Origin of the sequence: Microbacterium hydrothermale, assembly GCF_004854025.1 — a bacterium.
Taxonomy (GTDB): Bacteria; Actinomycetota; Actinomycetes; order Actinomycetales; family Microbacteriaceae; genus Microbacterium; species Microbacterium hydrothermale.
In genome coordinates this window covers 419,314-443,804 of sequence record NZ_STGM01000001.1, presented here as the reverse complement: position 1 = coordinate 443,804, position 24,491 = coordinate 419,314, and the positions used below count along the sequence as shown (strand labels likewise).

Below are 24,491 nucleotides of genomic sequence, written 5' to 3'. Positions count from 1 at the left end.
GGTGGTTCGATGTGCGCATGTGGCAGATCGCGGGCCTCCCCGCCCACCCCTTGCTCGTTCACGCCGTCGTTGTGCTCATCCCCCTCGCGGCCCTCATGGTCGTCGTCGGCAGCGTCTGGCCGGCGGCGCGTCGCCGTCTCGGCATCCTGACCCCGATCGTGGCTCTCGTCGCCCTGATCTTCGTGCCGCTGGCCAAAGAGGCGGGTGAGGCGCTGGAGCGCCAGGTTCCCGAGTCGGCCGTGCTCGAGCGGCACACCGAGCTCGGCGATCAGCTGCTGCCGTGGGCGATCGGACTCTTCGTCGTCGCGGCCGGACAGTGGCTCTGGTTCCGACTGTGCGCGCGGCGCGACGACCGACGGGACGGCGGCGGCCGTGCCGGCGGACGCGTGGCGACGATCGCCATCGCGATCGTGGCGATCGTGGTCGCCGGTGCCACCACCTTCTCCGTGGTGCAGGTCGGCGACAGCGGTGCGCGTGCGGTGTGGTCGAGCGGGTCGTCGGTATCCGACTGAGACGCTCATTATCGGCGTCGGTCGCGCGCACCGCCACCCCCACGGGTGCGCAGCGCGGCCGACGTAGCGTTCGCAGGGGTGGATCGTCACCCGCCTCCCACCGCCTCCGTGGCGCTCACGCAGCGCCCTCCGTGAAGGATTCGATGGACCACGCACTCGACGCGCCGCTGCCCCACGCGGGCGACATCCTCGGTGGACGCTACGTGCTCACCGAGCGCATCGGCGCCGGCGGGATGGGGCGGGTGTTCCGCGCCCGCGACGAGGTGCTGCGCCGTGACGTCGCGGTGAAGATCTTCTTCACCGACCGCAGCGACGAAGCCGAGCCGCTGCGCCGCATGTCGGAGGCGCGGGCGCTGGCCGCGCTCGATCACCCGTCGCTCGTGACGCTGTACGACGCCCGACTCGACGCCGGCGACCACGTCTATCTCGTGATGGAGCTCATCGACGGTCCGTCGCTGCAGCGGCGGATCGAGCAGGGGCCCCTCTCCTCCGTCGAGGTCGCGGGCATCCTGTCGGACCTCGCGGCGGCCGTGGCGGTCGTGCACGACGCGGGCATCGTGCACCGCGACATCAAGCCCTCGAACGTCCTCCTCCGCCCCGTCCGCGGCACGGCGCGCGGGGTCGAGGCGGTCCTGGCCGACTTCGGTGTCGCCCACCTCGTCGACGCGACGCGCCTGACCACCCCGGGAACCTTGATCGGTACCGCCGCCTACCTCGCGCCCGAGCAGGTGCGCGGCGAGGCACCGCAGGCGGCATCCGATGTCTATGCGCTCGGACTCCTGACGATCGAGGCGCTCACCCGTCTGCACCCCTTCGGCGGGGGCTCCGTGCAGGAGACCCTGCTCGCGCGGCTCGCCCGGCAACCGGACGTGCCCTCGACCCTCGGGTACGCCTGGCGGTCCCTGCTCACGGCCATGACGGCGCACGATCCGTCGTCGCGGCCGTCCGCTTCCGACGTCGCCGCGCGGGCGGCGGTGCTGGCAGCGGGGGCGGAGACGCTCGCGGCCGACACGGGACCGGTGACGGTGACGACGGATGCCGCGTGGGCCGACCTCGGCCTGGCGGGCGTCGCGATGGGCGGGGCGGTCGCGACCGAGAGGCTGCCTGCGCCGTCTACCGTGATCGCGGCTCCGGCCGACTCCGCGTCCCTCCGCGGCGAGACGGAGGCTGCGGCGGTTCCGTCGCATCGACGGCATCGGGTGTGGGCGGGCGTGGGCGCGGCGGCGGCGGTCGTCGTCGCCGGCCACCTCGTCGCGTTCTCCGTCGCCGGGTCGGGCGGTGCGCCCGCGGGCGGGAACGTCGCGTCTCCGCGGCCGTCGATCGTCGCCGAGACCCCCGCTCCGACGCCCTCGACGGTGCCCGCGGCCCCCACCGTCCAACAGGTCGCGGACACCGGCAGCGACGCCTCGTCGGGACAGGCCCCCGCGGACCCTGTCTCCGTCGACCAGCCGACCGTAGATCAGGCGCCCGCAGATACCACCCCGGTCGAGCCCGCCCCCTCCGCCCCTCCGATCTCGGACCCCGCACCCGGCACCGGCCCGGGAGCCGGCAACGGAGCGGGCAATGGAGCCGGCAACGGTGCGGGCAACGGTGGCGGCCCGGGATCAGGCCGCGGGAAGGGCGAGGCGAACGGCGGGGGCCCGGGCGCATCGCACGGCAACGGGAAGGGTTCTCCCGGCGCGCCCTGACGGGTGGTTCGCAATCGGCGGCGCGGGCGAGGCTGCCGCGGGAATCCTCCCGGGCCCGTTCGGCCGGACGAGCGCAACCCCTCGCAGCTTGGCGACGATCCCGCTTGAATCTCCTGCGGGGGGAATCATGTCGCCGAGGCGCGCAGCGGTCGTGGTCGCGATCGTCGCGGTGCCCGTGCTCGTGGCATCCGTCGTCTTCCTGCCGACCGGCGGCGCGGTCAGCGTGCTCTCGGCGCTGGGGATGGCGGCGGGTCTGACGGGCGTCGGCCTCGCGATGCTGTGGGCGACCCGCTCGTCGTGGAAGCCGGAACCCGCTCCGTCACCGCGCTCCCCCGATCGGTCCGTCGCGCGCCGTCGCGCCGTGCGCGTGGCGCGGGTGCAGGGCTGGATCGGCATCGTCGGCGGCCTCGGCATCGCCCTCCTCGCCCTCGGGATCGAGGATGACGATCGGAGCGCGCTGCGGCTCGGTGCGGCGGGGATCGGAATCTTGGTGCTGGGCGCCGCGACCCTCGTCCTCGTCCACGCGAGCGGACGCAAGCGGGTGGAGGAGGATGCCGCCTCCGACGACGATCCACTCCCCTCGGGCTGGATCCTGGTCTCGCGTCGCGAGGGCGGCTCGTGGCTGATCTTCGCGGTGCCTGCGATAGCGGCCCTGGTGTGGGGCGCCTGGCAGTTCATCCCGCTCTTCGTCCTGACCCTCCGGGGCGCGTCGGCCCTCGCCGTCGCCGCACTCGGGATCGTCGCGATCGCCGCCGTCGCGAGCGGCGTCGTGTGGGGGCTCCGGCAGATCGCCGACGTCTGGTTCGACACCGCCATCGCGCGCGTGCGGGTCGGGTCGCGGACCCTCGCGGCGAGCGACCTGACGACCGCGAGGGTGAGCGCGGCAACGATGCTCGCTGGCGGCACGCGATCGCTCTTCCTCGTTCTCGAGGGCCCCGGGAAGCTCCGGGTACCCCTGCTGCTGCGCCGCCACGGTGGGCTCGCGATGGACCCGGTTCAACGTCGGGCCGCGGTCGCTCTGGTGGAGGCGGCGCGCATCGCGCTCCCCCGCGCGAAGGAGGACCCGCGCGGGCGGTTCTCGCGCACGCTGTTCCCCGCGCACCTCGACGCCGCCCAGGCGCGCGAACTGGTGGCGCACCCTCCGCGCTCGGACGAGGATCTTCCGATCGCGGTCGGCTGAGACGACGAAGGCCCGGGCCTCGCGACTTCTGCGAGACTCCGGGCCTTCTATGGCTCCCCGGCTTGGACTCGAACCAAGAACCTATCGGTTAACAGCCGATTGCTCTGCCAATTGAGCTACCGAGGATCATGCTCGCCTTGCGGCGGGCAACCCCACGATACTAACAGCACCCGGGGCAGCCGGAAAAATCAGCGCCTCGAAATCCGTCGCTCGGGCGTGCCGTCGGGTGTCCACTGCAGCGTCTCGTCGCCGTGCCCCAGCGCGACCGTGTGCCCCGCGTGCAGCACGAGCACGTCGGCGTCCAGATCGCGCGGCGCATCCGCGTCGTTCGTCACGATGAGCGACGCCATGCCGCGGTCGTCGCGGCGGCGGATGATCGAGGCCCGCGCGGCCGCCCGCACCTCGACGTCGAGGTTGGCGTACAGGTCGTCCGCGACGAACAGTCGGGGCTCCAGCACGAGGGCTCGTGCGAGTGCGACGCGCTGGCGCATGCCGGCGCTCAACTCGTACGGGTACTTCGGAGCCGTGCCCAGCGGCAGCTCCATCTCGTCGAGCAGTGTCGCCACGCGAACCGCGAGGGCGCGGGTGTTGACCCGGCGGTCACGACTCGTGATGGGCTCGGCGATCACGTCCTGCACGGTCAGCCGCGACGGGAGTCCCGCTCCGGCGCCCTGCGGCAGGTATCCGGTGTGGAAGGTCCACTCCCGACGGGCGCGGCCCGGCCGACGAGCCGAGATGCCGTGAACGCGCGCGTCTCCGCCGACCACGGTGAGACCGTCGTCGGGATGACCGGCCAGCAACGACACGAGCGAGGTCTTGCCCGCGCCCGTCGCCCCGCGGACGATGAGCGTCTCCCCCGCGGACAGCGAGAGCGTGACCCCGTCAATGACGCGCACGCCGTTGCGCGCGAGCGAGAGGTCGTCGGTGCGGAGGGCGACGTCGGTGTCGAGGGATCGCGGCATGCCCTCATCCTCCCCGACGATCGCGTCGCCCGTCGCGGGGCTTCCTCGCGACACGCCGGTGCGGTAGCGCTCCCGCGGGGTCAGGTGGCGACGAGTCGCTGACGGTCGGCGTCCAGTTCGCGCAGCCGCAGCCGCAGCCGGCGCCCCTCCTCCGAATCCGCGGGGACGCGCTGGATGCCGCGGAGGAGCTCGTCCTTCTCGCGCTGCAGTTCGCGCACGAGAAGGCCCCGCGCGAGGTCGTTCGCCGAGGCCACGGCTCCCTCTTCGGTGCGGGCGGGGAACTCCGCGGTGAGCAGCTCGGCGGCGAGGGAACGGAACGGCTCGCGCACCGCCTCCACGGCCGTCACGGCCCAGCCGGGCTGCGACAGATCCGTGGATGCCAGGGACGCGCGCACCGCCTCGAGGGCCGGGTGGCCGAACGGCGTCTGCAGGGCCCGCAGGAACAGGTCGGGATCGATGCGGTGCCCGTACTGCAGGAAGGCCATCATCGCCCCGCGTTCGAGGGCGACATCGCGGGTGTGCGGGAGGGAGGCCATCGTCACCGAGACCGCGACGGGGGCGGGCTCCGCGGAGCGCTGCGCGTCCCTCTTCTCGGCGCGGTCGGCCCCGCGGGCGGCCCGCTCGACCGCGGACTGCACCTCGGGGATGTCGAGGCCCAGGCGACGCGCCAGCACGCGCACGTAGCCGGGTCGCAGGGCGGGGTCGCGGATGTCGGCGACGATCGGCGCGGCCGCGTTCAGCGCCCCGGCGCGGCCCTCGACGCTGGAGAGGTTGAAATCCTTCAGCCGCTGATCGATGACGAACTCGAACATGGGGGCCTTGGTCTCCATGAGCGAGCGGACGGCGCCGTCGCCGCGCTGCAGACGCAGGTCGCACGGGTCGAGGCCCTCGGGCGCGACGGCGACGTACGTCTGCGCCGCGAAACGCTTCTCGTCGGCGAAGGCGCGCAGCGCCGCCTTCTGGCCCGCGGCATCCGGATCGAAGGTGAAGACGACCTCGCCGGAAGCGCTGTCGTCGCCCATCACCCGCCGGAGCACGGTGATGTGGTCGCTGCCGAACGCCGTTCCGCACGAGGCGATCGCCGTGGTCACTCCCGCGAGGTGGCAGGCCATCACGTCGGTGTAGCCCTCGACCACGACCACGCGGTGCGAGCGCGAGATGTCGCGCTTGGCGAGGTCGAGCCCGTAGAGCACCTGCGTCTTCTTGTAGAGCGGGGTCTCGGGGGTGTTGAGGTACTTGGGGCCTTGATCGTCGTCGTAGAGCTTGCGCGCCCCGAAGCCGATCACCTGCCCGGTGATGTCGCGGATGGGCCAGACCAGGCGGCCGCGGAAGCGGTCGTAGACGCCCCGCTGGCCCTGCGACACCAGTCCGGCCTGCAGCAGCTCGTCGCGGGTGAACTTCTGCGCGCTCAGGTGATCGAGCAGGTGCGACCAGCCCTTCGGCGCGTAGCCGACCCCGAAGTGCGCGGCCGCTCCGGCGTCGAAGCCGCGATCGCCGAGGAACCGGCGACCCGTCTCGGCCTCGGGAGTCATGAGCTGAGCGCGGAAGAACTCCGCCGCGGCGGCGTTGGCGGCGTACAGGCGCGAGCGCCCGGAGGTCTCGGGGGCGGCTCCCCCGTCTTCGTAGTGCAGGGTGTACCCCACGCGCGCGGCCATGCGCTCGACCGCCTCGGTGAACGAGACGTGGTCCATCGCGCGCAGGAACGAGTACACGTCGCCCGACTCGCCGCACCCGAAGCAGTGGTAGTAGCCCACCTGCGGGCGCACGTTGAAGCTCGGGCTGCGCTCGTCGTGGAAGGGGCACAGGCCCTTCATCGAGCCCACGCCCGCGGGCTTGAGAGCGACGCGCTCACCGATCACGTCGGCGATGTTCACCCGCGCTTTGACCTCGTCGACGTCGGCCTGACGGATGCGTCCCGCCATCAGGCATCCGCTCCGCGCGAGGCGCGGGCGCCGGGCGCCCAGACGCCCAGCTCGGCGGCATCGACCTCGCCCACCAGTCGCCCGTGCCACGAGATCGCGAGCTGGTCGGTGAGGCTCGCGACCTGGTCGACGACGACGCGTCGTGCCGCGGCGTCGTCGCGAGCGGCCGCGAAGTCGGGGGCATGCAGGGCGTCCAACGCTCCGGGGTTCTCCCACAGGGCGGATGCCAATCGCTTCAGCACGTGGCGCTGCTCGCGGTACAGCACCTTGCGGCCGTCGATCGAGACGACGGTGGCGCCGATGATGCCCTTGAGCACCGCCATCTCGACCTCGACCTCGGCCGGGACGATCACGTGGGCGCGGTAGCGCGTGAGCTCGTCGGCGGGGTACGCCTCGCGCGTCGCGGCGGTGGCGGCGCGCGCGAAGCGCCCGATGAGGTCGGAGGTGAGGTTCTTGAGCCGCGCGAGCGCCGGGCGCGTGCCGTCGAAGGAGCGGATCCACTCCGGCATGGCCATGAGGCGCTCCAGGCCCGCGGCGAGGTCGTCGCGCACGAAGTCGTAACCGACCCAGCGCTGGATCGCGTCGAGCAGCCCCTCGCGACCGACGCGCGAGGCGAGGCGCGCCGGGTCGACGTAGCGGTTGACGACCGCGTCTTCGAAGTCGTGCACCGAATAGGCGATGTCGTCGGAGAGGTCCATGACCTCGGCTTCGATGCAGCGCTGTCGCGCCGGGGCGCTCCCGCGCATCCAGTGGAACACCGGCTCGTCGTCGGGGTAGACGCCGAACTTCAGGCGGCCGCCCGGGTCGGGCACGGGCTCATCCACCGTCCACGGGTACTTGCAGGTGGCGTCGAGGCTCGCGCGGGTGAGGTTGAGGCCGAACGGTTCGCCGCCGGCACCGAACACCTTCGGCTCGAGGCGCGTGAGGATGCGCAGCGTCTGCGCGTTGCCCTCGAAGCCGCCGATCTCGTCGGCCCACTCGTTGAGGGCCCGTTCGCCGTTGTGCCCGAAGGGCGGGTGGCCGAGGTCGTGGCTGAGGCACGCGGTGTCGACGACGTCGGGTGAGAGCTGCAGCGCGGTCGCGAGCTCGCGCCCCACCTGCGCGACCTCGAGGGAGTGCGTGAGACGGTTGCGGGCGAAGTCGGCGGGACTCGCGGGGCTCAGCACCTGCGTCTTCGCGGCGAGCCGCCGAAGCGCGGCCGAGTGCAGCACGCGGGCGCGGTCGCGCGCGAAATCGTCGCGCTGGGAGCGGTGGTTCTCGACGTGGAAGCGCGCCGCGTCGACGTCGTCGTAGCCGACCGGTCGGGCGACCGTCGGCGACGCCTCAACCGCCACTGTGGTGCAGTTCCGCGTCGGCGAGGGCCCGGCCGGCTTCGACGCCGATCTCGCGGGAGTCGAGCCAGCCGTCGGGCAGGGCGGGGCGCTTGGGCGTTCCGGCGCGACCGCGCTGCCCCTCGGCCGCGGCTCCCGGGTAGGGGGCGTCGAGTTCCATCGTGGCCAGCAGCTCGTCGATCTCGTCGAGCGTCGAGGCCGTCGCGAGGCTCGCGCGCAGCTCACCGCCGACGGGGTAGCCCTTGAAGTACCAGGCGACGTGCTTGCGGATGTCGCGGCATCCGCGCCCCTCGTCCTCGAAGAACTGCACGAGCAGCTCGGCGTGGCGGCGGAAGGCCTTCGCCACGAAACCGAGGGTGGCGTCGACGGGCTCGCCGTGGGCCGCGTCCGGACCGCCGAGGGCGCGTGCGAGGTCGCCGAACAGCCACGGACGGCCGAGGCAGCCGCGACCGACCACGACGCCGTCGCACCCGGTCTCGTCCATCATGCGCACGGCGTCGTCGGCCGACCAGATGTCGCCGTTGCCGAGCACGGGGACGCTCGTGACCGTCTCTTTGAGCGTGGCGATCGCGGCCCAGTCGGCGTGGCCGGAGTAGAACTCGCTCGCCGTGCGGGCGTGCAGGGCGATGGATGCCACCCCCGCCCCCTCGGCGATGCGTCCGGCCTCGAGATAGGTGAGGTGGTCGGCGTCGATGCCCTTGCGCATCTTGACCGTCAGCGGCTTGTCGCCCGCCGCCTTCACCGCGCGCTCCACGATCTCGCGGAACAGCGAGGTCTTCCACGGCAGGGCGGCGCCGCCGCCGCGCCGCGTGACCTTGGGCACCGGGCAGCCGAAGTTCAGGTCGATGTGGTCGGCGTGGTCTTCGTCGACGATCATGCGCACGGCCGCTTCGGTCGTGGCCGGATCGACGCCGTAGAGCTGGATCGAGCGCGGCGTCTCGGACTCGTGGTGGCGGATGAGACGCATCGTGGTCTCATTGCGTTCGACGAGCGCGCGCGTCGTGATCATCTCACTCACGTAGAGCCCGGCACCGTATTCGCGACACAGACGACGGAACGCCGTGTTCGTGATGCCGGCCATGGGGGCGAGCACGACGGGAGCGTCGAGTTCGATGTTGCCGATGCGAAGCGATCGCGTCGGAGCCAATGCCGTATTCACCCTGTCATTCTCCCAGACGCCCGATGCCGACGGCGCCCGCGTCCACGGATGCAGGGACGCGGGCAGGGGTGGGGAGGAGCCTCACGCGTCGGCGGTCTCGGCGACCTCGCGCCGCTCGCCCCACACCTGACGCGCGATCTGGCTGAACGCCTCCACGGGCTGCGCCCCGCTCACGCCGTACTTGCCGTCGATCACGAAGAAGGGCACGCCGGTGATACCGAACTGGCGGGCCTGCTCCTGATCGGCGCGCACGGCGGCGCGGAAGCGCTGCGACGACAGGGCCTCGCGGGCGGCATCCTCGTCGAGACCGACCTCGACGGCGAGGGCGACGAGGTCGTCGTCGCGGCCGACGTGCTTGCCCTCGAGGAAGTACGCCGACATGAGCACCTCGGCGAGCTCCAGCTGCTTGCCGTTCTCCTTGGCGAAGTGCAGCAGCTCGTGCGCCTTGACGGTGTTGGTGTGCTGCAGGATGTCGAAGCGGTACGCGAGTCCCGCCTCGGCGGCGACGCCGGTGACGCGGTCGAGCATCTCGCGCGCCTGGTCGGGCGAGATGCCCTTGTGCTGCGAGAGGTAGTCGACCTCGCCGCCGTGGAAGTCCTCGGGGGTGTCGGGCGAGAGCTCGAACGAGTGGTACTCGATCTCGACGACCGGGGCGTCGTCGTCGCCGGCCGTGGCGGCCAGGCCGTTCTCGAGGTTCCGCTTGCCGATGTAGCACCAGGGGCAGGCGATGTCGCTCCACACGTCGATCTTGATGGCATCCGTCATATCGCGTGCAACTCCTTCGACGATGGATCTATTCCGATCGCGGCATCCGTCACGCCGTCGGCGCGTCGATCGCGCCCCCGAACCGCCGATCGCGCGAGAGGTAGAGCCCGATGGCATCCCACAGGTGGGTGCGGCGGAAGTCGGGCCACAGCGTGTCGAGGAACACCATCTCGGCGTAGGCCGACTCCCACAGAAGGAAGTTCGAGGTGCGCTGCTCGCCGCTCGAGCGCACGAACAGATCGACGTCGGGCATGTCGGGCTGGTACAGGTTCTTGCGGATGAGCTTCTCGGTCACGGCCGAGGGCTTGAGCTTCCCGGCGGCGATGTCGTCGCCGATGCGGCGCATGGCATCCACGATCTCCACGCGTCCGCCGTAGTTCACGCACATCGTGAGGGTCAGCGTGGAGTTGCCCTCGGTGAGGCGCTCCGCGTGCTGGAGCTCCTTGATGACCGAGCCCCACAGGCGCGGCTTGCGGCCCGACCACCGGATGCGCACGCCCCACTCGTTCAGCTGATCGCGGCGGCGGTGCAGCACCTCGCGGTTGAAGCCCATGAGGAAGCGCACCTCGTCGGGAGAGCGCGACCAGTTCTCGGTCGAGAAGGCGTAGACCGACAGGTGCTTCACGCCCGCCTGGATCGCCCCGGCGACCACGTCGAGCAGGGCCGCCTCGCCCGCGCGGTGCCCCTCGACCCGCGTGAGTCCCTGGCGGTTGGCCCACCGGCCGTTGCCGTCCATGACGATCGCGACATGCTCCGGCACGGCGCCCTTGGGGTACGTGGGCGGGTACTCCCCCGTCCAGTCCAGGGGGCGGTACGGCACGGCGTCGCGGTGCGTGAACGGCTTCGGTGTCATCGATGCGACTCCAGGTGCGAGAGGGAACGGATGCCGCGCTCCAGGTGGAATTGCGCGTACGCGGCCACCAGACCCGAGGCGGCGGCCACGGTGCGGCCGGGGGCGTCGTCGATCGTGTCCCACTCCCCCGCCATGAGGGCGCGGAGCATGTCGACGGTCTCGCGCGCGACGCGCGGCGAGCCCGCGGGGGCGCAGGTCGAGCAGACGACGCCGCCGAGCTGCGGGAGGAAGTACGGGTGATCGCCGATCGTGCCGCACCGCGCGCACTCGGTCAGCCCCGGGGCCCACCCCGACAGGGCCATCGCGCGCAGCAGGTACGAGTCCAGCACGCTGCGCTCCGCGTGATCGCCGCGCGCGAGCGAGCGCAGACCGCCGACGAGCAGGAGGTACTGCTGAGGGGTGGCCTCGGCCTCGTTCAGTCGGTCGGCGGTCTCGACCATCGCGCTGGCGGTGGTGTAGCGGTCGTAGTTCACGACGATGTCGGCGCCGTACGAGCCCAGCGACTCCGCCTGCTGCACGATGTCGAGGTTGCGGCCCTTGAACAGCTGCACGTCGGCGACCATGAAGGGCTCGAGGCGCGATCCGAACTTCGACGAGGTGCGCCGCACGCCCTTGGCCACCGCGCGGATCTTGCCGTTGCGGCGGCTGAGGAGGGTGAGGATGCGGTCCGCCTCCCCCAGTTTGTGGGTACGCAGGACCACGACTTCGTCGCGGTAGGTGGGCACAGTCCATTATCCGTCCGCCCACCCGTGAGCGGCCTGCGCGGCGCGCCCGATACCGTGCCGCGGCCGTGGGCGTGGGACGGGAGAATGGATGCCGTGGACACGCCGACCTTCGTCATCCCCCTCTGGGCGGATCTCACCGCCGTCGCCCTGGGCGGCGTGCAGGGGGCGCTCTTCGCCTCGGGATTCCAGGGGCAGCGACGCCTGGACCTGCTCGGGGTCGCGATCATCGGCATCCTGCTCGGCATGGGCGGAGGCCTCATCCGCGATCTGCTGCTGGGGCTGACCCCCGCGACCCTGCAGAGCAACTGGTACCTCATCACGGCGACGCTCGCCTCGATCGTGGGCATGCTGCTGTCGGGGATCTTCCAGCGGCTCAACCGCGCGATCGTCATGCTCGACGCCGTCGTGATCGGTCTGTTCGGCGCGTTCGGCACCTCGAAGGCGCTCGCCCTCGGGATGCCGGCGGTGCCCGCGATCTTCGTCGGCGTCCTGGCGGCGGCCGGCGGCAGCGTGCTGCGCGACGTGCTGATGGGCCTGCCCGTCGCGATCATGCACGTGGGATCGCTCTACGCCGTCGCGGCGGGCGGTGGATGCGTCGTGCTGGCGACGACCGCCGCGTTCGGCGTGCCGCTGCCGGTCGCGGCGGTGATCGGCGTGGTGGTGACGACCGTCGTGCGTGTGCTCGCGGTGCTGTTCGACCTGTCGCTCCCCGAGCAGCGCAAACTCTACCGTCGCAAGGTGGCGGTCGAGACCACCGGCATCCCGATCATCCGCACCGAGGACTGACCGCGCGAGACGACTTTCGGCGACTCAGGCGTCGAGGATGACCTCGTCGCCGACGCGGATCGTCCCGCCGCCCGCGACGGGCAGCAGCAGGATGCCGAGGGTCGGTTCGTCCTGACCGAACTCCGTCGTCAGCACCCGCAGCAGGCGCGCGTCGCGCACTCCGGTGTCGGGGTTCGCGGTGATCGCCGCGCACCGCTCGATCGGCTTCTGCACCTCGAACTCGACCTCGCCGATGCGCACGCGCCCGGCCCAGCCGAGCTCCTCCCACGCGGAGATGCCCGAGACGACGATGTTCGAGCGGAAACGCCGGTCGTCGACGGGCGCCTCGACCGCGGCATCCAGGTCGGCGACCGAGGCCGCTCCGTGCAGCGAGACGAACCCCTGCGGACGATCCTGGAACCGCGCCGTGCGGCCGTCGCCGAGAAGACCCAGGGGCAGGATGCCGTCGGCCTCGAGCAGTCGGGCATCGCCCGTGGTCCGCAGGTACGCGGTGACGGCCTCGGCGAGTCGCGAGCGACCCTCGTCGCTCAGGTCGGCGGTCACGTCGATGTCGTCGACGCGCAGCCGCAGGGTCCGCGCCTCGTCGTCGAACGCGAGGTCGACGCGCGCGAGCGAGGGGAAGGTCATGAGCGCGAGACCGCGGCTCTTGGGATACGTGGCGTCCTCGGGCTCGACCGCGTCCGCGAAGCGGAAGACGAGCGACCGGTCGCCCTGCACCCGCCCGTCGGGCTGGATCACGAGGCTGTCGCGCCGTTCGGGCGTGAAGCCCTTCACCGGGTAGCGGAAGAGGGCGTCGATGCGGATCACGTCGTTCATCTTGGCATCCACGCCCTCCGCCGCCGTCACCACCGGGCGAGCACCTCGCCGTGCGGGAGCAGGATCCACCCGTCCGGGTGCGCCGCCCACTCGCGCCACGCGTCGGAGATGCGCTGCAGTATCGCCTCGTCGGCGAGACCCAGGCGCCGCGCGTGACCCGCGAAGGACGACGCGAGCACGCGATCGGCCCACATCCCGCCCCACCAGGCGCGCTTGTCGGGGGTGTCGAACACCCACACGCTCGCGCTCGCCTCGATGCGGGTGAACCCGGCTCCGCGCGCCCACGCCTTGAGGCGTCGACCCGCATCGGGCTCGCCCGACGATCCGCGATGCACCCCGTGATAGATCTCGAGCCACTCGTCGAGGGCGGGGATCACCGGATGCCAGATGACCCCGCCGTAGTCGACGTCGCGCACCGCGACCAGGCCCTCGGGTCCGGCGACGCGGCGGAACTCCCGCAGCGCCTCCACCGGCCGGGCGAGGTGCTGCAGCACCTGGTGGGCGTGCACGATGTCGAACGAGGCGTCGGGCTCGTCGAGCGCGTACGCGTCACCGGTGCGGAAGGTCACGTTCGTGCGCTCCCCCGCGGCCGCGCGGGCGATCTCGACCACGTCCGGAGCGGCATCCACTCCGACGACCTCTCCCGGGAACACCCGGTCGGCGAGGTCGACGGTGATGGTGCCGGGACCGGCGCCCACATCGAGGATGCGGGCGCCGGTCGACAGCGAAGACACCAGGTAGGCCGCCGAGTCGGCGACGGTGCGCGCGGCGTGTGAACGCAGCACGCTTTCGTGGTGTCCGTGGGCGTAGGCCACGGTCGTGTCTCTCGTGCGCGGTGTCAGACGCCGGCCAGCTCGCCGCTGGTCTGACGGGTACGGATCGCGCGGTTCACGCCCGACACGATCGCCTTCAGCGACGCGGTCGAGATGTCGCCGTCGATGCCGACGCCCCACAGGCGCTGGTCGTCGACCTGCAGTTCGACGTAGGCCGCGGCCTGCGCGTCGCCGCCGGAGCTGAGGGCGTGCTCGACGTAGTCGTACAGCGTCACGTCGAAGCCCTGGGAGCGCACGATCTCGAGGAACGCGGCCACCGGACCGTTGCCCACGGCCGAGGCCGGGTGCGTGGTGTCGCCGTCGCGCAGCGAGACGTCGAGGTGCACATCGCCCGACATGTCGCTCGACGAGCGGGTCGAGAGCAGCTCGAAGCGGCCCCAGCGCTGGTCGTCGACGGTCGAGGGCAGGTACTCGTCGGTGAAGATGTCCCAGATCTGAGCGCTCGACACCTCGCCGCCCTCGGCGTCGGTGCGGGCCTGCACGACGCCCGAGAACTCGATCTGGAGCTTGCGCGGCAGGTCGATCGCGTGGTCGGCCTTCAGCAGGTAGGCGACGCCGCCCTTGCCCGACTGCGAGTTCACGCGGATGACGGCCTCGTACGAACGTCCCAGGTCCTTCGGGTCGATCGGCAGGTACGGCACCGCCCACTCGATCTCGTCGACGGTCTTGCCCTCGGCTCTCGCGCGGGCCTCCATCGCCTCGAAGCCCTTCTTGATGGCATCCTGATGCGATCCGCTGAACGCGGTGAAGACCAGGTCGCCGGCCCAGGGGCTGCGCTCGGGCACGGGCAGCTGGTTGCAGTACTCGACGGTGCGCTTGACCTGGTCGATGTCGCTGAAGTCGATCTGCGGGTCGATGCCCTGGGTCAGCAGGTTGATCCCCAGCGCGACCAGGTCGACGTTGCCGGTGCGCTCCCCGTTTCCGAACAGGCACCCCTCGATGCGGTCGGCGCCGGCCATGTTGCCCAGCTCCGCCGCCGCGACGGCGGTACCGCGGTCGTTGTGCGGGTGCAGCGAGAGGATGACGTTCTCGCGGTGGTTCAGGTGACGCGACATCCACTCGATGGAGTCGGCGTACACGTTGGGCGTGGCCATCTCGACGGTGGCCGGCAGGTTCAGGATGACCTTGCGCTCGGGCGTCGGCTGGAACACCTCGAGCACCTCGTTGCAGATGCGCAGCGCGAACTCGAGCTCGGTGCCGGTGTAGCTCTCGGGCGAGTACTCGTAGAACACCTGCGTCTCGGGGATCGTCGCCTCGTACTTCTTGCACAGGCGCGCGCCCTCGAGGGCGATGTCGACGATGCCCTGCTCGTCGGTGCGGAACACGACCTCGCGCTGCAGCACGGAGGTCGAGTTGTACAGGTGCACGATCGCCTGCTTCGCGCCGGCGATCGCCTCGTACGTGCGGGCGATCAGGTGCTCTCGCGCCTGCGTCAGCACCTGGATCGTGACGTCGTCGGGGATGAGGTCGTCGTCGATCAGCTGGCGGACGAAGTCGAAGTCGGTCTGGCTCGCGCTCGGGAACCCGACCTCGATCTCCTTGTAGCCCATCTTCACCAGCAGGTCGAACATGACGCGCTTGCGCTCGGGGCTCATCGGGTCGATGAGCGCCTGGTTGCCGTCGCGCAGGTCGACGGCGCACCAGCGCGGCGCGACCTCGATGCGCTTCGACGGCCACGTGCGGTCGGGCAGGTCGACCCGGATCTGCTCGTGGAAGGGACGGTACTTGTGCACCGGAGCGGACGTGGGCTTCTGCGTGTTCTTCATGATGTGTCGCTTCTTTAGATTCGTTCGGTGGGGCCGACGACGATCTCCGCGACGAGGAAGGCCCTTAGAACGAGGACTCGTCGCGGCAGCTAAGAAGAAGCAGGCCACCGAAGCGCATTCTGCGATCGTAGCAGCCCCGTGCCGCGGCATCCGTCCACCGCGGACCGGCGGTCACCGCGTTCACCCCGCGGGCGCGTCCCATTCGCGCGCGAGGACGGCGTAGACGAGCAGGTCGCTCCACCGGCCCTTGAACCAGTCCTCCTCGACGAAGTGGGCCTCGCGCCGCATGCCGAGCCGCTCGGCCAGGGCGACCGAACGGGCGTTGTCGGGATCGATCCGGGCCACCAGTCGGCGCAGGCCGTACACCTCGAACGCGGTGTCGACCAGCGCGCGCACGGCCTCCGTGGCCAGCCCCCGACCGGATGCCGCCGGGCTCATCACCCAGCCGATCTCGGCGGATCCCGCGGCGGGATCGAGGTGGAAGAGCACGAGGTCGCCGATCACGACGTCGTCGTCGAGGCGCTCTACCGCGAGCATGACGCCGCCGTTCTCGCCCTCCAGCGTCGTCCGCCCCATGAGGGCTCCGTTGCGTCGACGGATGTCGTCGGCGGTCTGCGGATCGAAGGGCAGGTAGCGGCAGACCTCGGCGTCGCCGCGGTAGGCGGCCATGGCGTCGAGATCACGCTCCTCGAAGGGGCGCAGCCGCACGCGCTCCCGCCTCACGTCGAGTCGGTCGGGCGCGGGCTTCAGCGAGAACGGCGACGCGCTCACGGCAGCAGGGCCACCTTGCCGCCGGGGTGGCCGGTCATGACGAAGCGCACGGCCTCGACCGCCTCCGCCAGGGGGAAGGTGCGAGAGAGGGGGACCTCGAGGGCCCCGGATGCCGCGAGCTCGAGCACGCGGGCGCGGGCGATGTCGCGGAAGCGCGCGCTCTCGGGCCGGGCCCCGGCGATCCAGAGGAACCCGTCGGCGGCGGCGCGGTCGGGCGACACGATCGTGACGACCCGGTCGCGGTCGGCCACGATCTCGAGCGAGACGTCGATGGCCTCGTCGGTCCCCGCGGCATCCCACGCCGCGGCGATCGGCGCGCCGTCGGCGGCCGCCTCGACGCGCTCGCGCAGGCCCTCGCCGTAGGCGACGGGGATCCCGCCGTAGCGGCGGACACGGTCGGCCGAGTCCGCGGCATCCGGGCCGACGGTGCCGATCACGCGGATGCCGAGCTCTCGCGCCTGCTGCAGGAGGCTCACCCCGACCGCTCCGGAGGCGGCGTGCAGGAGCACGGTCTCGCCCTCTACGACCCGGGTGACCTGGATCATCTCGGCGGCGGTGGTCCCGGCCAGCAGCAGGTTGGCGGCCTCGGCGTGGGAGAGCGACGAGGGCTTGGCGAAGACGTCGCGCGCCGGCACCGTGATGTCGGTGGCGTAGGCGCCCTGCACGCGGAAGGCCACGACCTCGTCGCCCACCGCGAGCTCTCCGGATCCACCGACCGTGTCGGGGCCGATCGCCGTGATCTCTCCGGAGAGCTCGTAGCCGATCGCGACGGGGAACGTCGCGCCGGGACGGGCGGTCGCGACGTGCTTGGCGTCGGCCGGATTGACGCCCGCCGCGCGGACTCGCACGGTCACCTCCCCCGCACCGGGGGCGGGCACGTCGACGTCGTCGAAGCTCCACGTCTCGATGGGCCCGGGGGTCGGGGCCGTCCACCTCTTCGCCATGCCTGCACCTTCCGTTGCGACCGCGCGATCTCGCGCGGATCGGACTGAGACGAGCGCGCTCTCGCGCGACGTCGGGGTTGCTCGGGCGCCGGGTCGCAGCCGGGGCTCAGAAGCCGAGGCGTCCGAGCTGCTTCGGGTCGCGCTGCCATTCTTTCGCCACCCGTACGTGCAGCGACAGATAGACGCGCCCGCCGACGAGAGGCTCGATCCCGGCGCGGGCGCGCGCCCCCACGTCGGCCAGGCGCGAGCCCTTCTTGCCGATGATGATGGCCTTCTGGCTGTCGCGCTCGACGACGATGTTGGCGTACACGTCGGTCAGATCGCTGTCTTCGCGCGCGGCCACATCGTCGACGGTCACCGCGATGGAGTGCGGCAGCTCGTCGCGGACGCCGTGCAGGGCCGCCTCGCGGATGATCTCCGCGATGCGATCCTCGAGGGTCTCGTCGGTGACGACGTCGTCGGCGTAGAGCGCGGGCCCCTCGGGCATGAGCGCGAGGAGTTCGTCGCTCAGCACGTCGAGCTGGTCGTTCGTCACCGCCGAGAGCGGGATGACCGCGGCCCAGTCCTCGCGCAGGGCGTCGACCTCGACGAGGCGCTCGGTGATCTGGTCGCGCGTGGCCGCGTCGGTCTTCGTGACGAGGGCGACCTTCTTGGCGCGCGGGTAGCCCGACAGCGACTCCGCGATCCGGCGATCACCGGGGCCGACCTTCTCGGTCGCGGGAGCGCAGAACGCGATGACGTCGACATCGCCGAGCACCTGCTCGACGAGGTCGTTCAGGCGCTGCCCGAGCAGGGTGCGCGGGCGGTGGATGCCGGGGGTGTCCACCACCACGAGCTGACCGCCGGGGCGGTTGACGATGCCGCGGATCGCCCGGCGGGTCGTCTGCGGCTTCTCGCTCGTGATCGCGACCTTCTCGCCCACGAGGGCGTTGGTCAGCGTGGACTTGCCGACGTTGGGCCGGCCCACGAAGGTCACGAAACCGGATCGGGTGTCGGTCATCTGTCGTTCCTTTCACGCGCCGAGGCCTCTGCCTCGGCGTCGTCGTCGGCGGGCGTCTCGCCCCGCTCGACGATCACGGTGGCGATGCCCCGGTTGCGACCGCGCGACGCGCCGCCGGTCATCACGAGGCCGGAGTGCTCGGCGGTGGCGCCGGGCTGGGGGATGCGGCCGAGGGCCTTGCCGAGCAGACCGCCGATCGAATCGACGTCCTCGTCGTCGAGCTCGAGCCCGAAGAGGTCGCCGACCTCGTCGAGGCCGAGGCGGGCGTTGACGCGGTAACGCCCGTCGGGGAGCTCGACGATCTCGGTGTTCGGGGCGTCGTACTCGTCGGCGATCTCGCCGACCAGCTCTTCGATGAGGTCTTCGAGCGTCACCAGTCCGGCGACGCCGCCGTACTCGTCGACCACGAGGCAGACGTGCACGGCATCCCTCTTCATCTGCTGCAGCAGGGTTTCGGCCTTCATCGACTCGGGCACGAAGACCGCGGGACGCGCGATGCGGCGGATGGGCGCATCGCGCCAGCCCGCCTCGTCGCGGAAGCCGAACTGCACGAGGTCCTTCAGGTACAGCACGCCCACGACGTCGTCGGCGTCGTCGTCGGCGAGGGGCACGCGCGACACGCCCTTCTCGAGGAAGAGGGCGAGGGCCTCGCGCGAGGTGGCCGCGGCATCTACGCTCACCATGTCGGTGCGCGGGACCATCACCTCGCGGACGTACCGGTCGGTGAAGTCGAAGACCGAGTGGATGAGCTCGCGGTCGTCCTCCTCGATCAACTCGTTCTCGGCGGCCTCGTCGATGATGCTGAGCAGCTGCTCCTCCGACGCGAAAGAGGTCGACGGCGACACCCCCGGCGTCACCTTGTTGCCGACCGCGACGAGCCCGTGGGCGAGGGGGCCGAGGAGCACGCGCATGCCCCGGATGACCGGGGCCACGCCGCGCAGCAGGCCGCGCGCGTGCTGGCGACCGACCGAGCGGGGGCTCGCGCCGACCGCGACGAACGAGATGCCCGTCATCAGCACGGCCGCGGCGGCGACCGCCAGCCAGATGTTGTCGAAGATCAGCATGAACGCGGCGGCGACGAGCACGGCCGCGGTGGTCTCGGAGAGCACGCGGATGAACACCACGGCGGTGTTGTGCGCGCTGGTGTCGTCGGCGATGCGACGCAGCGACCGAACGTTGCGCCCCGAGGCGCCCAGCTCGAGCAGGTCGGTGCGCGAGGTCACGCCCAGCGCCGCCTCCGAGGCCGCCATCAGACCGCCGAACGCGACGAGAAGGAAGGCGGCGACGAGGAGGAGCGCCTCGGTCATGCCCGGCGCTGGCGCTCGACGGCCTGGAAACCGGTGATCAGCTCGCGCTGCAGACCGAACATCTCGCGCTCTTCGTCGGGCTCGGCGTGGTCGAAGCCGAGCAGGTGCAGCAGACCGTGGGTGGTGAGCAGGATCAGCTCGTCCTGCGTCGAGTGCTTCGCCGCGACCGCCTGGGTCTCGGCCACGGCGGGGCACAGCACGATGTCGCCGAGCAGACCCGCGGGGGTGGGGGCGTCTTCGGATCCCGGACGCAGCTCGTCCATCGGGAAGCTCAGCACATCGGTCGGGCCGGGTTCATCCATCCACTGCACGTGCAGCGACTCCATCGCGCCCTCGTCGACGAGCACGATGGCCACGTCGGCGTCGGCGCTGACGTGCAGCTCGGCCAGGTTGTACTCCATCAGGCGCAGCAGCACCTGCTCGTCGACCTCGTGGCCGGACTCGTTGTTGATCTCGATGGTCATGAGCGGTTCCGTCTCGGGAGGTGATCGCGGGGTCCGGCGGCACCGGGGCCGCGTCGCTCCGCACGGGTGGCGAATTCGGAGGCTTCGTCGCGTTCGCGACGCGCGGCCAAGCGTTTCTCGTCGTACTCGCTGTACGCGTCGACGATGCGGCCGACGAGCGAGTGCCGCACGACGTCGTCGCTGGTCAGGCGGGAGAAGTGGATGTCGTCGATGTCGCTCAGCACCCGCGTGACCAGCCGCAGGCCCGAGGCTCCCTGAGGGAGGTCGACCTGGGTGATGTCGCCGGTCACGACCATGCGCGTGCCGAACCCGAGGCGCGTGAGGAACATCTTCATCTGCTCGGGCGTGGTGTTCTGCGCCTCGTCGAGCACGACGAACGAGTCGTTCAGCGTGCGACCGCGCATGTACGCCAGGGGCGCGACCTCGATCGTGCCCGTCGCCATGAGCTTGGGGACGATGTCGGGGTCCATCATCTCGTTGAGCGCGTCGTACAGGGGGCGAAGGTACGGGTCGATCTTGTCGGTGAGCGTTCCGGGAAGGAAGCCGAGCCGCTCCCCCGCCTCGACGGCGGGCCGCGTCAGGATGATGCGGTTGACCTCTTTGCGTTGCAGCGCCTGCACGGCCTTCGCCATGGCGAGGTAGGTCTTGCCGGTTCCGGCGGGGCCGATGCCGAACACGATCGTGTTCTCGTCGATCGCGTCGACGTACTCCTTCTGGCCGGCGGTCTTGGGGCGGATCACCTTGCCGCGCGACGACAGGATCGCCTCGCCCATCACCTCGGACGGGCGGGGTCCGCCGTCACTGCGGAGCATGCGGTTGGAGCTGGACACGTCGGAGGGATCGAGGCCCTGCCCGGATCGCGTCATGGCGAGCAGCTCGTCGACGAGACCGCGCGCGGCGCGCACGGCCGAGGCCGTTCCCGTCAGCGTGATCTCGTTGCCGCGGACGTGCACGTCGACGTCGGGATGCTCCTTCTCGACGACGCGCAGGAGGCGGTCCTGCGGTCCGAGCAGCTGCACCATGGCGACGCCGTCGACGGCGATCTGCTCGGAAACGGTCTCTTCGGGGGAATCAGCCACCCAGGCTCTTTTCGTTCAGGCCGCCCGCGAGGACGTGGGCGTGCACATGGAAGACGGTCTGACCGGCGCCCTCGCCGGTGTTGAAGACGAGGCGGAAGTCGCCGTCGGCGTGCTCGGCCGCGACGCGGTGGGCGAGGTCGACCACCTCGGCGAGGAGAGCGGGGTCGCCGGCCGCGAGAGCGACGACGTCGCGGTACTGCGCCGTCTTGGGGATGACGAGCAGGTGCACCGGCGCCTGCGGGGCGATGTCGCGGATCGCGAAGACGTTCTCGGTCTCGGCCACGATCTCGGCGGGGATCTCGCCCTGCAGGATGCGCGTGAAGATCGACGGTTCGCTCATGGCATCCAGTCTAGTGAGGGCCTCCGACACGCAGGCCGAGTCGGCGGGGCCGCCGGTGCGTCGACGAGTATTTCGGGGCGGGTTGCGCCGTTCGTGACCGAGATCTCCCGCGCGAACGGCGAAGGTCACCCCCGAGGAAGCGGGCCGCTCACCACCGCCCGTGCGCGGCGGACAGCACCGAGATCGCCGCGGCTCCCGCGGTGGAGGTGCGCAGCACGGTGTCGCCGAGGCGCACGAGTAGCGCGCCGGCGTCCTCGAGGGCGGACAGCTCCTCGGGAGCGATCCCGCCCTCCGGGCCCACCACGAGCACGACATCGCGTGCGTCCGAGATCTCCGCGGCCACCTCGGTGAGGCGGACGGATGCCGAGGGCTCCAGCACCAGCATGAGAGCGCTGCCGGCGCGGGCGACGAGATCGGCCGTGCGCGCCACGCCCTCCACGTCGGGGATCCACGCGCGATGCGCCTGCTTCGCGGCCTCGCGCACGATCGTGCGCCAGCGCGCGAGACCCTTCTCGGCCTTGGCATCCCATCGCGAGACGCTGCGCGAGGCCTGCCACGGCACGATCGCATCGACGCCGAGCTCGGTCGCGGCCTGTACGGCCAGCTCGTCGCGATCGCCCTTCGCGAGGGCCTGCACCAGCACGAACCGGGGGACGGGGGCGTCGACCTGCTCGCGGCCCGTGACCCGCACGTCGACCTGCTTGGGCGCGACGCCGGTCACGACGCCCGAGAGCCAGGCGCCGCGGCCGTCGCCGAGCGTGACGGCCTCGTCGACGCGCACGCGCCGCACGGACGCGGCGTGATGCGCCTCGGCGCCGGTGAGGGCGATCGTGTCACCGGGACGAGCGGAACCCGCCTCGTCGACGACGAAATGCAGCGCCATGCTCAGTGTCGGAAGCGGTCGCGGAACTTGCTGAACATGCCCTGCTGATGCTCCGCCAGGCGCGGCTTGGGCGCCTTGGTGCGCTTGGCGAATTCCTCGATGAGGGCGCGCTCCTTGTGGTCGAGGCGCGTGGGGGTGACCACGTGCACGCCCACCTTGAGGTCGCCGCGCTGGCTGCCGCGCAGCGGGGTGATCCCGCGGCCCTTGATCGTGAGCACGTCTCCGGACTGCACGCCCGGGCGCACCTCGAGGTCGACGCTGCCGTCGAGGGACTCGATCGTGGTCGTGGCGCCGAGGATGGCATCCGGCATCGACACCTCGAGGGTGGCGACGAGGTCGTCGCCCTCGCGGCTGAACGCGTCGTGGGACTCGACCGTGATCTCGAGGTAGAGGTCGCCGTTGGGGCCACCCGCGGGTCCGACCTCGCCCGACCCGGGCAGCTGCAGGCGCAGCCCCGACTCGACGCCGGCGGGGATGTCGACCGAGACGGTGCGGCGGGCGCGGACGCGTCCCTGACCCTGGCAGGTGCCGCAGGGGTAGGGGATGGTCGTGCCGTGCCCGTGGCACACGGTGCAGGGCTGGCTGGTGACGACGTTGCCGAGCAGGCTGCGGACGGTGCGCTGCACGTGGCCGGAGCCGTGGCAGATGTCGCAGGTGACCTCGCTCGTCCCCGGCTGGGTGCACGCGCCCTGGCACGTCTCGCACAGCACGGCCGTGTCGACCTCGAGGTCGCGGTGCGTGCCGAACACGACGTCGCCGAGCTGCAGGGTGACGCGCACGAGGGCGTCCTGGCCGCGCTCCCGGCGGGAACGCGGTCGCGGGCCGCGTCCGCCGCCGCCCTGGGCTCCGCCGAAGAACGTCTCGAAGATGTCGCTGAAGCCGCCGAAGCCGGCCGCTCCCCCGCCGCCGAACGGGCTCTGGTCGCCGCCCATGTCGTAGCGGCGGCGCTGCTCGGGGTCGCTCAGCACGTCGTAGGCGTGCGTCACGAGCTTGAACTTCTCGGACGCGTCCTCACCGGGGTTCACATCGGGGTGCAGCTGGCGCGCGAGACGCCGGTAGGCCTTCTTGATGTCTTCCGGGCTGGCGTCTCGTTCGACGCCCAGGACCTCGTAGTGGTCAGCCACAATCGCCTTCCTGCCCGCTCCCGCGGGGTCGTTCTCTTCGGGGATGCCGTCAGCGAGCGCTGTCGTCGTCTTCGAGCATCCGGGTCAGGTAGTGCGCGACGGCGCGGACCGCCGCGAGGTTGGAGGAGTAGTCCATGCGCGTCGGGCCGAGCAGCCCCACCCGCGCGCCACCGGTCGAACCGTCGTACCGGCTCGCGAGCACCGAGGCCTCGACGAGACCGAACGGCTCGTTCTCGCGGCCGATGCTCGCGGACAGCCCCTTCTCGTCGGCGACCATCTCGCTCATCAGGCGCAGCAGGGTGACCTGCTCTTCGATCGCCTCGAGGAGGGGGTAGATGCTGCCGCGGAAGTCCTGTTCGCGCTTGGCGAGGGTCGCGGCCCCGGCCATCACGAGTCGGTCCTGGCGGAACTCCTCGAGCTCTTCGCCGACGACGCGCAGGACGGCGTCGGCGATCGCGTCGAGGATCACGCCCGGGCGCGGGCCGTCGGCGAGGGCGTCGGCGACGCGCTGGGAGCTGTCGGCCACGCTGCGGCCGACGAGCACCGCTCCGACGCGCGCGCGCAGAAGCGCGATGTCGCTGTCTCCCGGCTCCGCGGGCACGAGCGCGATGCGCTGTGACACGCGACCGGTGTCGGTGACGAGGATGACGAGCACGCGCGGTCCGCCGAGGGCGACGAGCTCGACGTGCGTGACGTTGGCGCGCGCGAACGAGGGGTACTGCACGATCGCGACCTGACCGGTCAACTGCGTGAGGGCCCGCACGGTGCGCGCGAGGAGGTCGTCGAGGTCGCCGGCCTCGTCGAGGAACGACGTGATCGCACTGCGCTGCGCGGTCGACAGGGGGCGCAGTTCGGCGAGGTGGTCGACGAAGACGCGGTAGCCCTTGTCGGTCGGCACACGCCCGGACGACGTGTGCGGGGCGACGATGAGGTCTTCGTCTTCGAGCAGCGCCATGTCGTTGCGGATGGTCGCCGCCGACACGCCGAACGCGTGCCGCTCGACAATCGCCTTGCTGCCGACGGGCTCGCGCGTGTCGACGTAGTCCTGCACGATCGCGCGGAGTACCTGGAGGCCGCGTTCCGACACCATGCGCTCTCCTCCCGTCTGGCACTCGACTCGACTGAGTGCCAATTCTACGACGATCACCGCCACCCCGCGTCGAGCGGCTCGCGGAGCGCTCCGCGCGCGGCCCCTCCGCCCTCGGCGTTCATCGAGGGATGCGGCGCCCGGATGCCGGGATGCGCGCGTGAGCAACACCCGCGGCCGGCGCCTCGCGCCAC

Annotated in this window: 24 protein-coding genes and 1 tRNA gene; 4 read left to right on the top strand and 21 right to left on the bottom strand. The window is 71.5% G+C overall.

Going from position 1 to position 24,491, the window contains the following annotated elements:
* Positions 1-17 precede the first annotated feature (17 nt).
* The 3 genes from FB047_RS02150 (at position 18) to FB047_RS02140 (ending at position 3,380) form a co-directional block, all read left to right on the top strand.
* On the top strand, positions 18-512 hold the full coding sequence (locus tag FB047_RS02150; protein ID WP_136585574.1) for a DUF2231 domain-containing protein: 495 nt from the start codon (positions 18-20) through the stop codon (positions 510-512).
* A gap of 143 nt (positions 513-655) precedes the next feature.
* Positions 656-2,200: a serine/threonine-protein kinase gene (locus FB047_RS17165; protein WP_240752497.1), complete on the top strand. Its 1,545-nt coding sequence runs from the start codon at positions 656-658 to the stop codon at positions 2,198-2,200.
* Positions 2,201-2,327: 127 nt separating this feature from the next.
* Positions 2,328-3,380 carry a hypothetical protein gene (locus tag FB047_RS02140; protein WP_136585573.1) on the top strand — a complete coding sequence of 351 codons (1,053 nt, stop codon included), beginning with the start codon at positions 2,328-2,330 and terminating at the stop codon, positions 3,378-3,380.
* 50 nt (positions 3,381-3,430) lie between these two features.
* Here the strand turns inward: FB047_RS02140 and FB047_RS02135 are convergent.
* The 8 genes from FB047_RS02135 to recO form a co-directional block, all read right to left on the bottom strand.
* A tRNA-Asn gene (locus FB047_RS02135) sits at positions 3,431-3,506 on the bottom strand.
* 62 nt (positions 3,507-3,568) lie between these two features.
* The gene (locus FB047_RS02130; protein ID WP_136585572.1) at positions 3,569-4,342 is read right to left on the bottom strand and encodes an ATP-binding cassette domain-containing protein; all 774 of its coding nucleotides are present in this window, start codon (positions 4,340-4,342) and stop codon (positions 3,569-3,571) included.
* A gap of 80 nt (positions 4,343-4,422) precedes the next feature.
* Positions 4,423-6,264 (bottom strand): DNA primase, encoded by a 1,842-nt coding sequence (gene dnaG, locus FB047_RS02125; protein WP_136585571.1) that lies wholly within the window; start codon positions 6,262-6,264, stop codon positions 4,423-4,425.
* The gene (locus FB047_RS02120) at positions 6,264-7,598 is read right to left on the bottom strand and encodes a deoxyguanosinetriphosphate triphosphohydrolase (protein WP_136585570.1); all 1,335 of its coding nucleotides are present in this window, start codon (positions 7,596-7,598) and stop codon (positions 6,264-6,266) included. Before FB047_RS02120 ends, dnaG begins: the two co-directional genes overlap by 1 nt.
* Positions 7,588-8,754, bottom strand: a complete 1,167-nt coding sequence (dusB, locus tag FB047_RS02115) for a tRNA dihydrouridine synthase DusB (protein ID WP_136585569.1) — start codon at positions 8,752-8,754, stop codon at positions 7,588-7,590. Before dusB ends, FB047_RS02120 begins: the two co-directional genes overlap by 11 nt.
* 81 nt (positions 8,755-8,835) lie before the next feature.
* Positions 8,836-9,519, bottom strand: coding sequence for a DsbA family oxidoreductase (locus FB047_RS02110; protein ID WP_136585568.1), 684 nt, complete (start codon positions 9,517-9,519; stop codon positions 8,836-8,838).
* Between the two features lie 49 nt (positions 9,520-9,568).
* Complete coding sequence (locus FB047_RS02105; protein WP_136585567.1) at positions 9,569-10,372, bottom strand: isoprenyl transferase; 804 nt, start codon at positions 10,370-10,372, stop codon at positions 9,569-9,571.
* Entirely contained in the window at positions 10,369-11,097 is a 729-nt protein-coding gene (gene recO / locus FB047_RS02100; protein WP_136585566.1) for a DNA repair protein RecO, read from the bottom strand. The genes FB047_RS02105 and recO overlap by 4 nt, the downstream gene beginning before the upstream one ends.
* A 93-nt stretch (positions 11,098-11,190) precedes the next feature.
* Between recO and FB047_RS02095 the strand changes: the two genes are divergently transcribed.
* Positions 11,191-11,883 (top strand): trimeric intracellular cation channel family protein, encoded by a 693-nt coding sequence (locus FB047_RS02095; protein WP_205822585.1) that lies wholly within the window; start codon positions 11,191-11,193, stop codon positions 11,881-11,883.
* A 24-nt stretch (positions 11,884-11,907) separates the two neighbouring features.
* On the opposite strand, the gene FB047_RS02090 is transcribed toward FB047_RS02095, so the two are convergent.
* The 13 genes from FB047_RS02090 to hrcA form a co-directional block, all read right to left on the bottom strand.
* On the bottom strand, positions 11,908-12,699 hold the full coding sequence (locus FB047_RS02090) for an MOSC domain-containing protein (RefSeq protein ID WP_240752489.1): 792 nt from the start codon (positions 12,697-12,699) through the stop codon (positions 11,908-11,910).
* 26 nt (positions 12,700-12,725) lie between these two features.
* A complete protein-coding gene (locus FB047_RS02085) occupies positions 12,726-13,484 on the bottom strand; it encodes a methyltransferase domain-containing protein (protein ID WP_240752470.1) in 759 nt (252 codons plus the stop codon).
* A 53-nt stretch (positions 13,485-13,537) separates the two neighbouring features.
* Complete coding sequence (gene leuA / locus FB047_RS02080) at positions 13,538-15,298, bottom strand: 2-isopropylmalate synthase (protein WP_136585563.1); 1,761 nt, start codon at positions 15,296-15,298, stop codon at positions 13,538-13,540.
* A gap of 180 nt (positions 15,299-15,478) precedes the next feature.
* Entirely contained in the window at positions 15,479-16,069 is a 591-nt protein-coding gene (locus FB047_RS02075) for a GNAT family N-acetyltransferase (RefSeq protein WP_136585562.1), read from the bottom strand.
* Positions 16,066-17,013: a quinone oxidoreductase family protein gene (locus FB047_RS02070; RefSeq protein ID WP_136585561.1), complete on the bottom strand. Its 948-nt coding sequence runs from the start codon at positions 17,011-17,013 to the stop codon at positions 16,066-16,068. Before FB047_RS02070 ends, FB047_RS02075 begins: the two co-directional genes overlap by 4 nt.
* A 106-nt stretch (positions 17,014-17,119) precedes the next feature.
* The gene (gene era / locus FB047_RS02065) at positions 17,120-18,013 is read right to left on the bottom strand and encodes a GTPase Era (RefSeq protein ID WP_136585560.1); all 894 of its coding nucleotides are present in this window, start codon (positions 18,011-18,013) and stop codon (positions 17,120-17,122) included.
* Positions 18,010-19,320 (bottom strand): hemolysin family protein, encoded by a 1,311-nt coding sequence (locus FB047_RS02060; protein WP_136585559.1) that lies wholly within the window; start codon positions 19,318-19,320, stop codon positions 18,010-18,012. The genes era and FB047_RS02060 overlap by 4 nt, the downstream gene beginning before the upstream one ends.
* Entirely contained in the window at positions 19,317-19,784 is a 468-nt protein-coding gene (gene ybeY, locus FB047_RS02055; protein WP_076675771.1) for an rRNA maturation RNase YbeY, read from the bottom strand. Before ybeY ends, FB047_RS02060 begins: the two co-directional genes overlap by 4 nt.
* Positions 19,781-20,806, bottom strand: a complete 1,026-nt coding sequence (locus tag FB047_RS02050; protein WP_240752564.1) for a PhoH family protein — start codon at positions 20,804-20,806, stop codon at positions 19,781-19,783. Before FB047_RS02050 ends, ybeY begins: the two co-directional genes overlap by 4 nt.
* 49 nt (positions 20,807-20,855) lie before the next feature.
* The gene (locus FB047_RS02045; protein ID WP_136585557.1) at positions 20,856-21,203 is read right to left on the bottom strand and encodes an HIT domain-containing protein; all 348 of its coding nucleotides are present in this window, start codon (positions 21,201-21,203) and stop codon (positions 20,856-20,858) included.
* A gap of 148 nt (positions 21,204-21,351) precedes the next feature.
* On the bottom strand, positions 21,352-22,086 hold the full coding sequence (locus tag FB047_RS02040) for a 16S rRNA (uracil(1498)-N(3))-methyltransferase (protein ID WP_136585556.1): 735 nt from the start codon (positions 22,084-22,086) through the stop codon (positions 21,352-21,354).
* A 2-nt stretch (positions 22,087-22,088) separates the two neighbouring features.
* Positions 22,089-23,210 carry a molecular chaperone DnaJ gene (dnaJ, locus tag FB047_RS02035; RefSeq protein WP_136585555.1) on the bottom strand — a complete coding sequence of 374 codons (1,122 nt, stop codon included), beginning with the start codon at positions 23,208-23,210 and terminating at the stop codon, positions 22,089-22,091.
* Positions 23,211-23,259: 49 nt separating this feature from the next.
* Complete coding sequence (gene hrcA, locus FB047_RS02030; RefSeq protein ID WP_136585554.1) at positions 23,260-24,300, bottom strand: heat-inducible transcriptional repressor HrcA; 1,041 nt, start codon at positions 24,298-24,300, stop codon at positions 23,260-23,262.
* Positions 24,301-24,491: the final 191 nt, after the last annotated feature.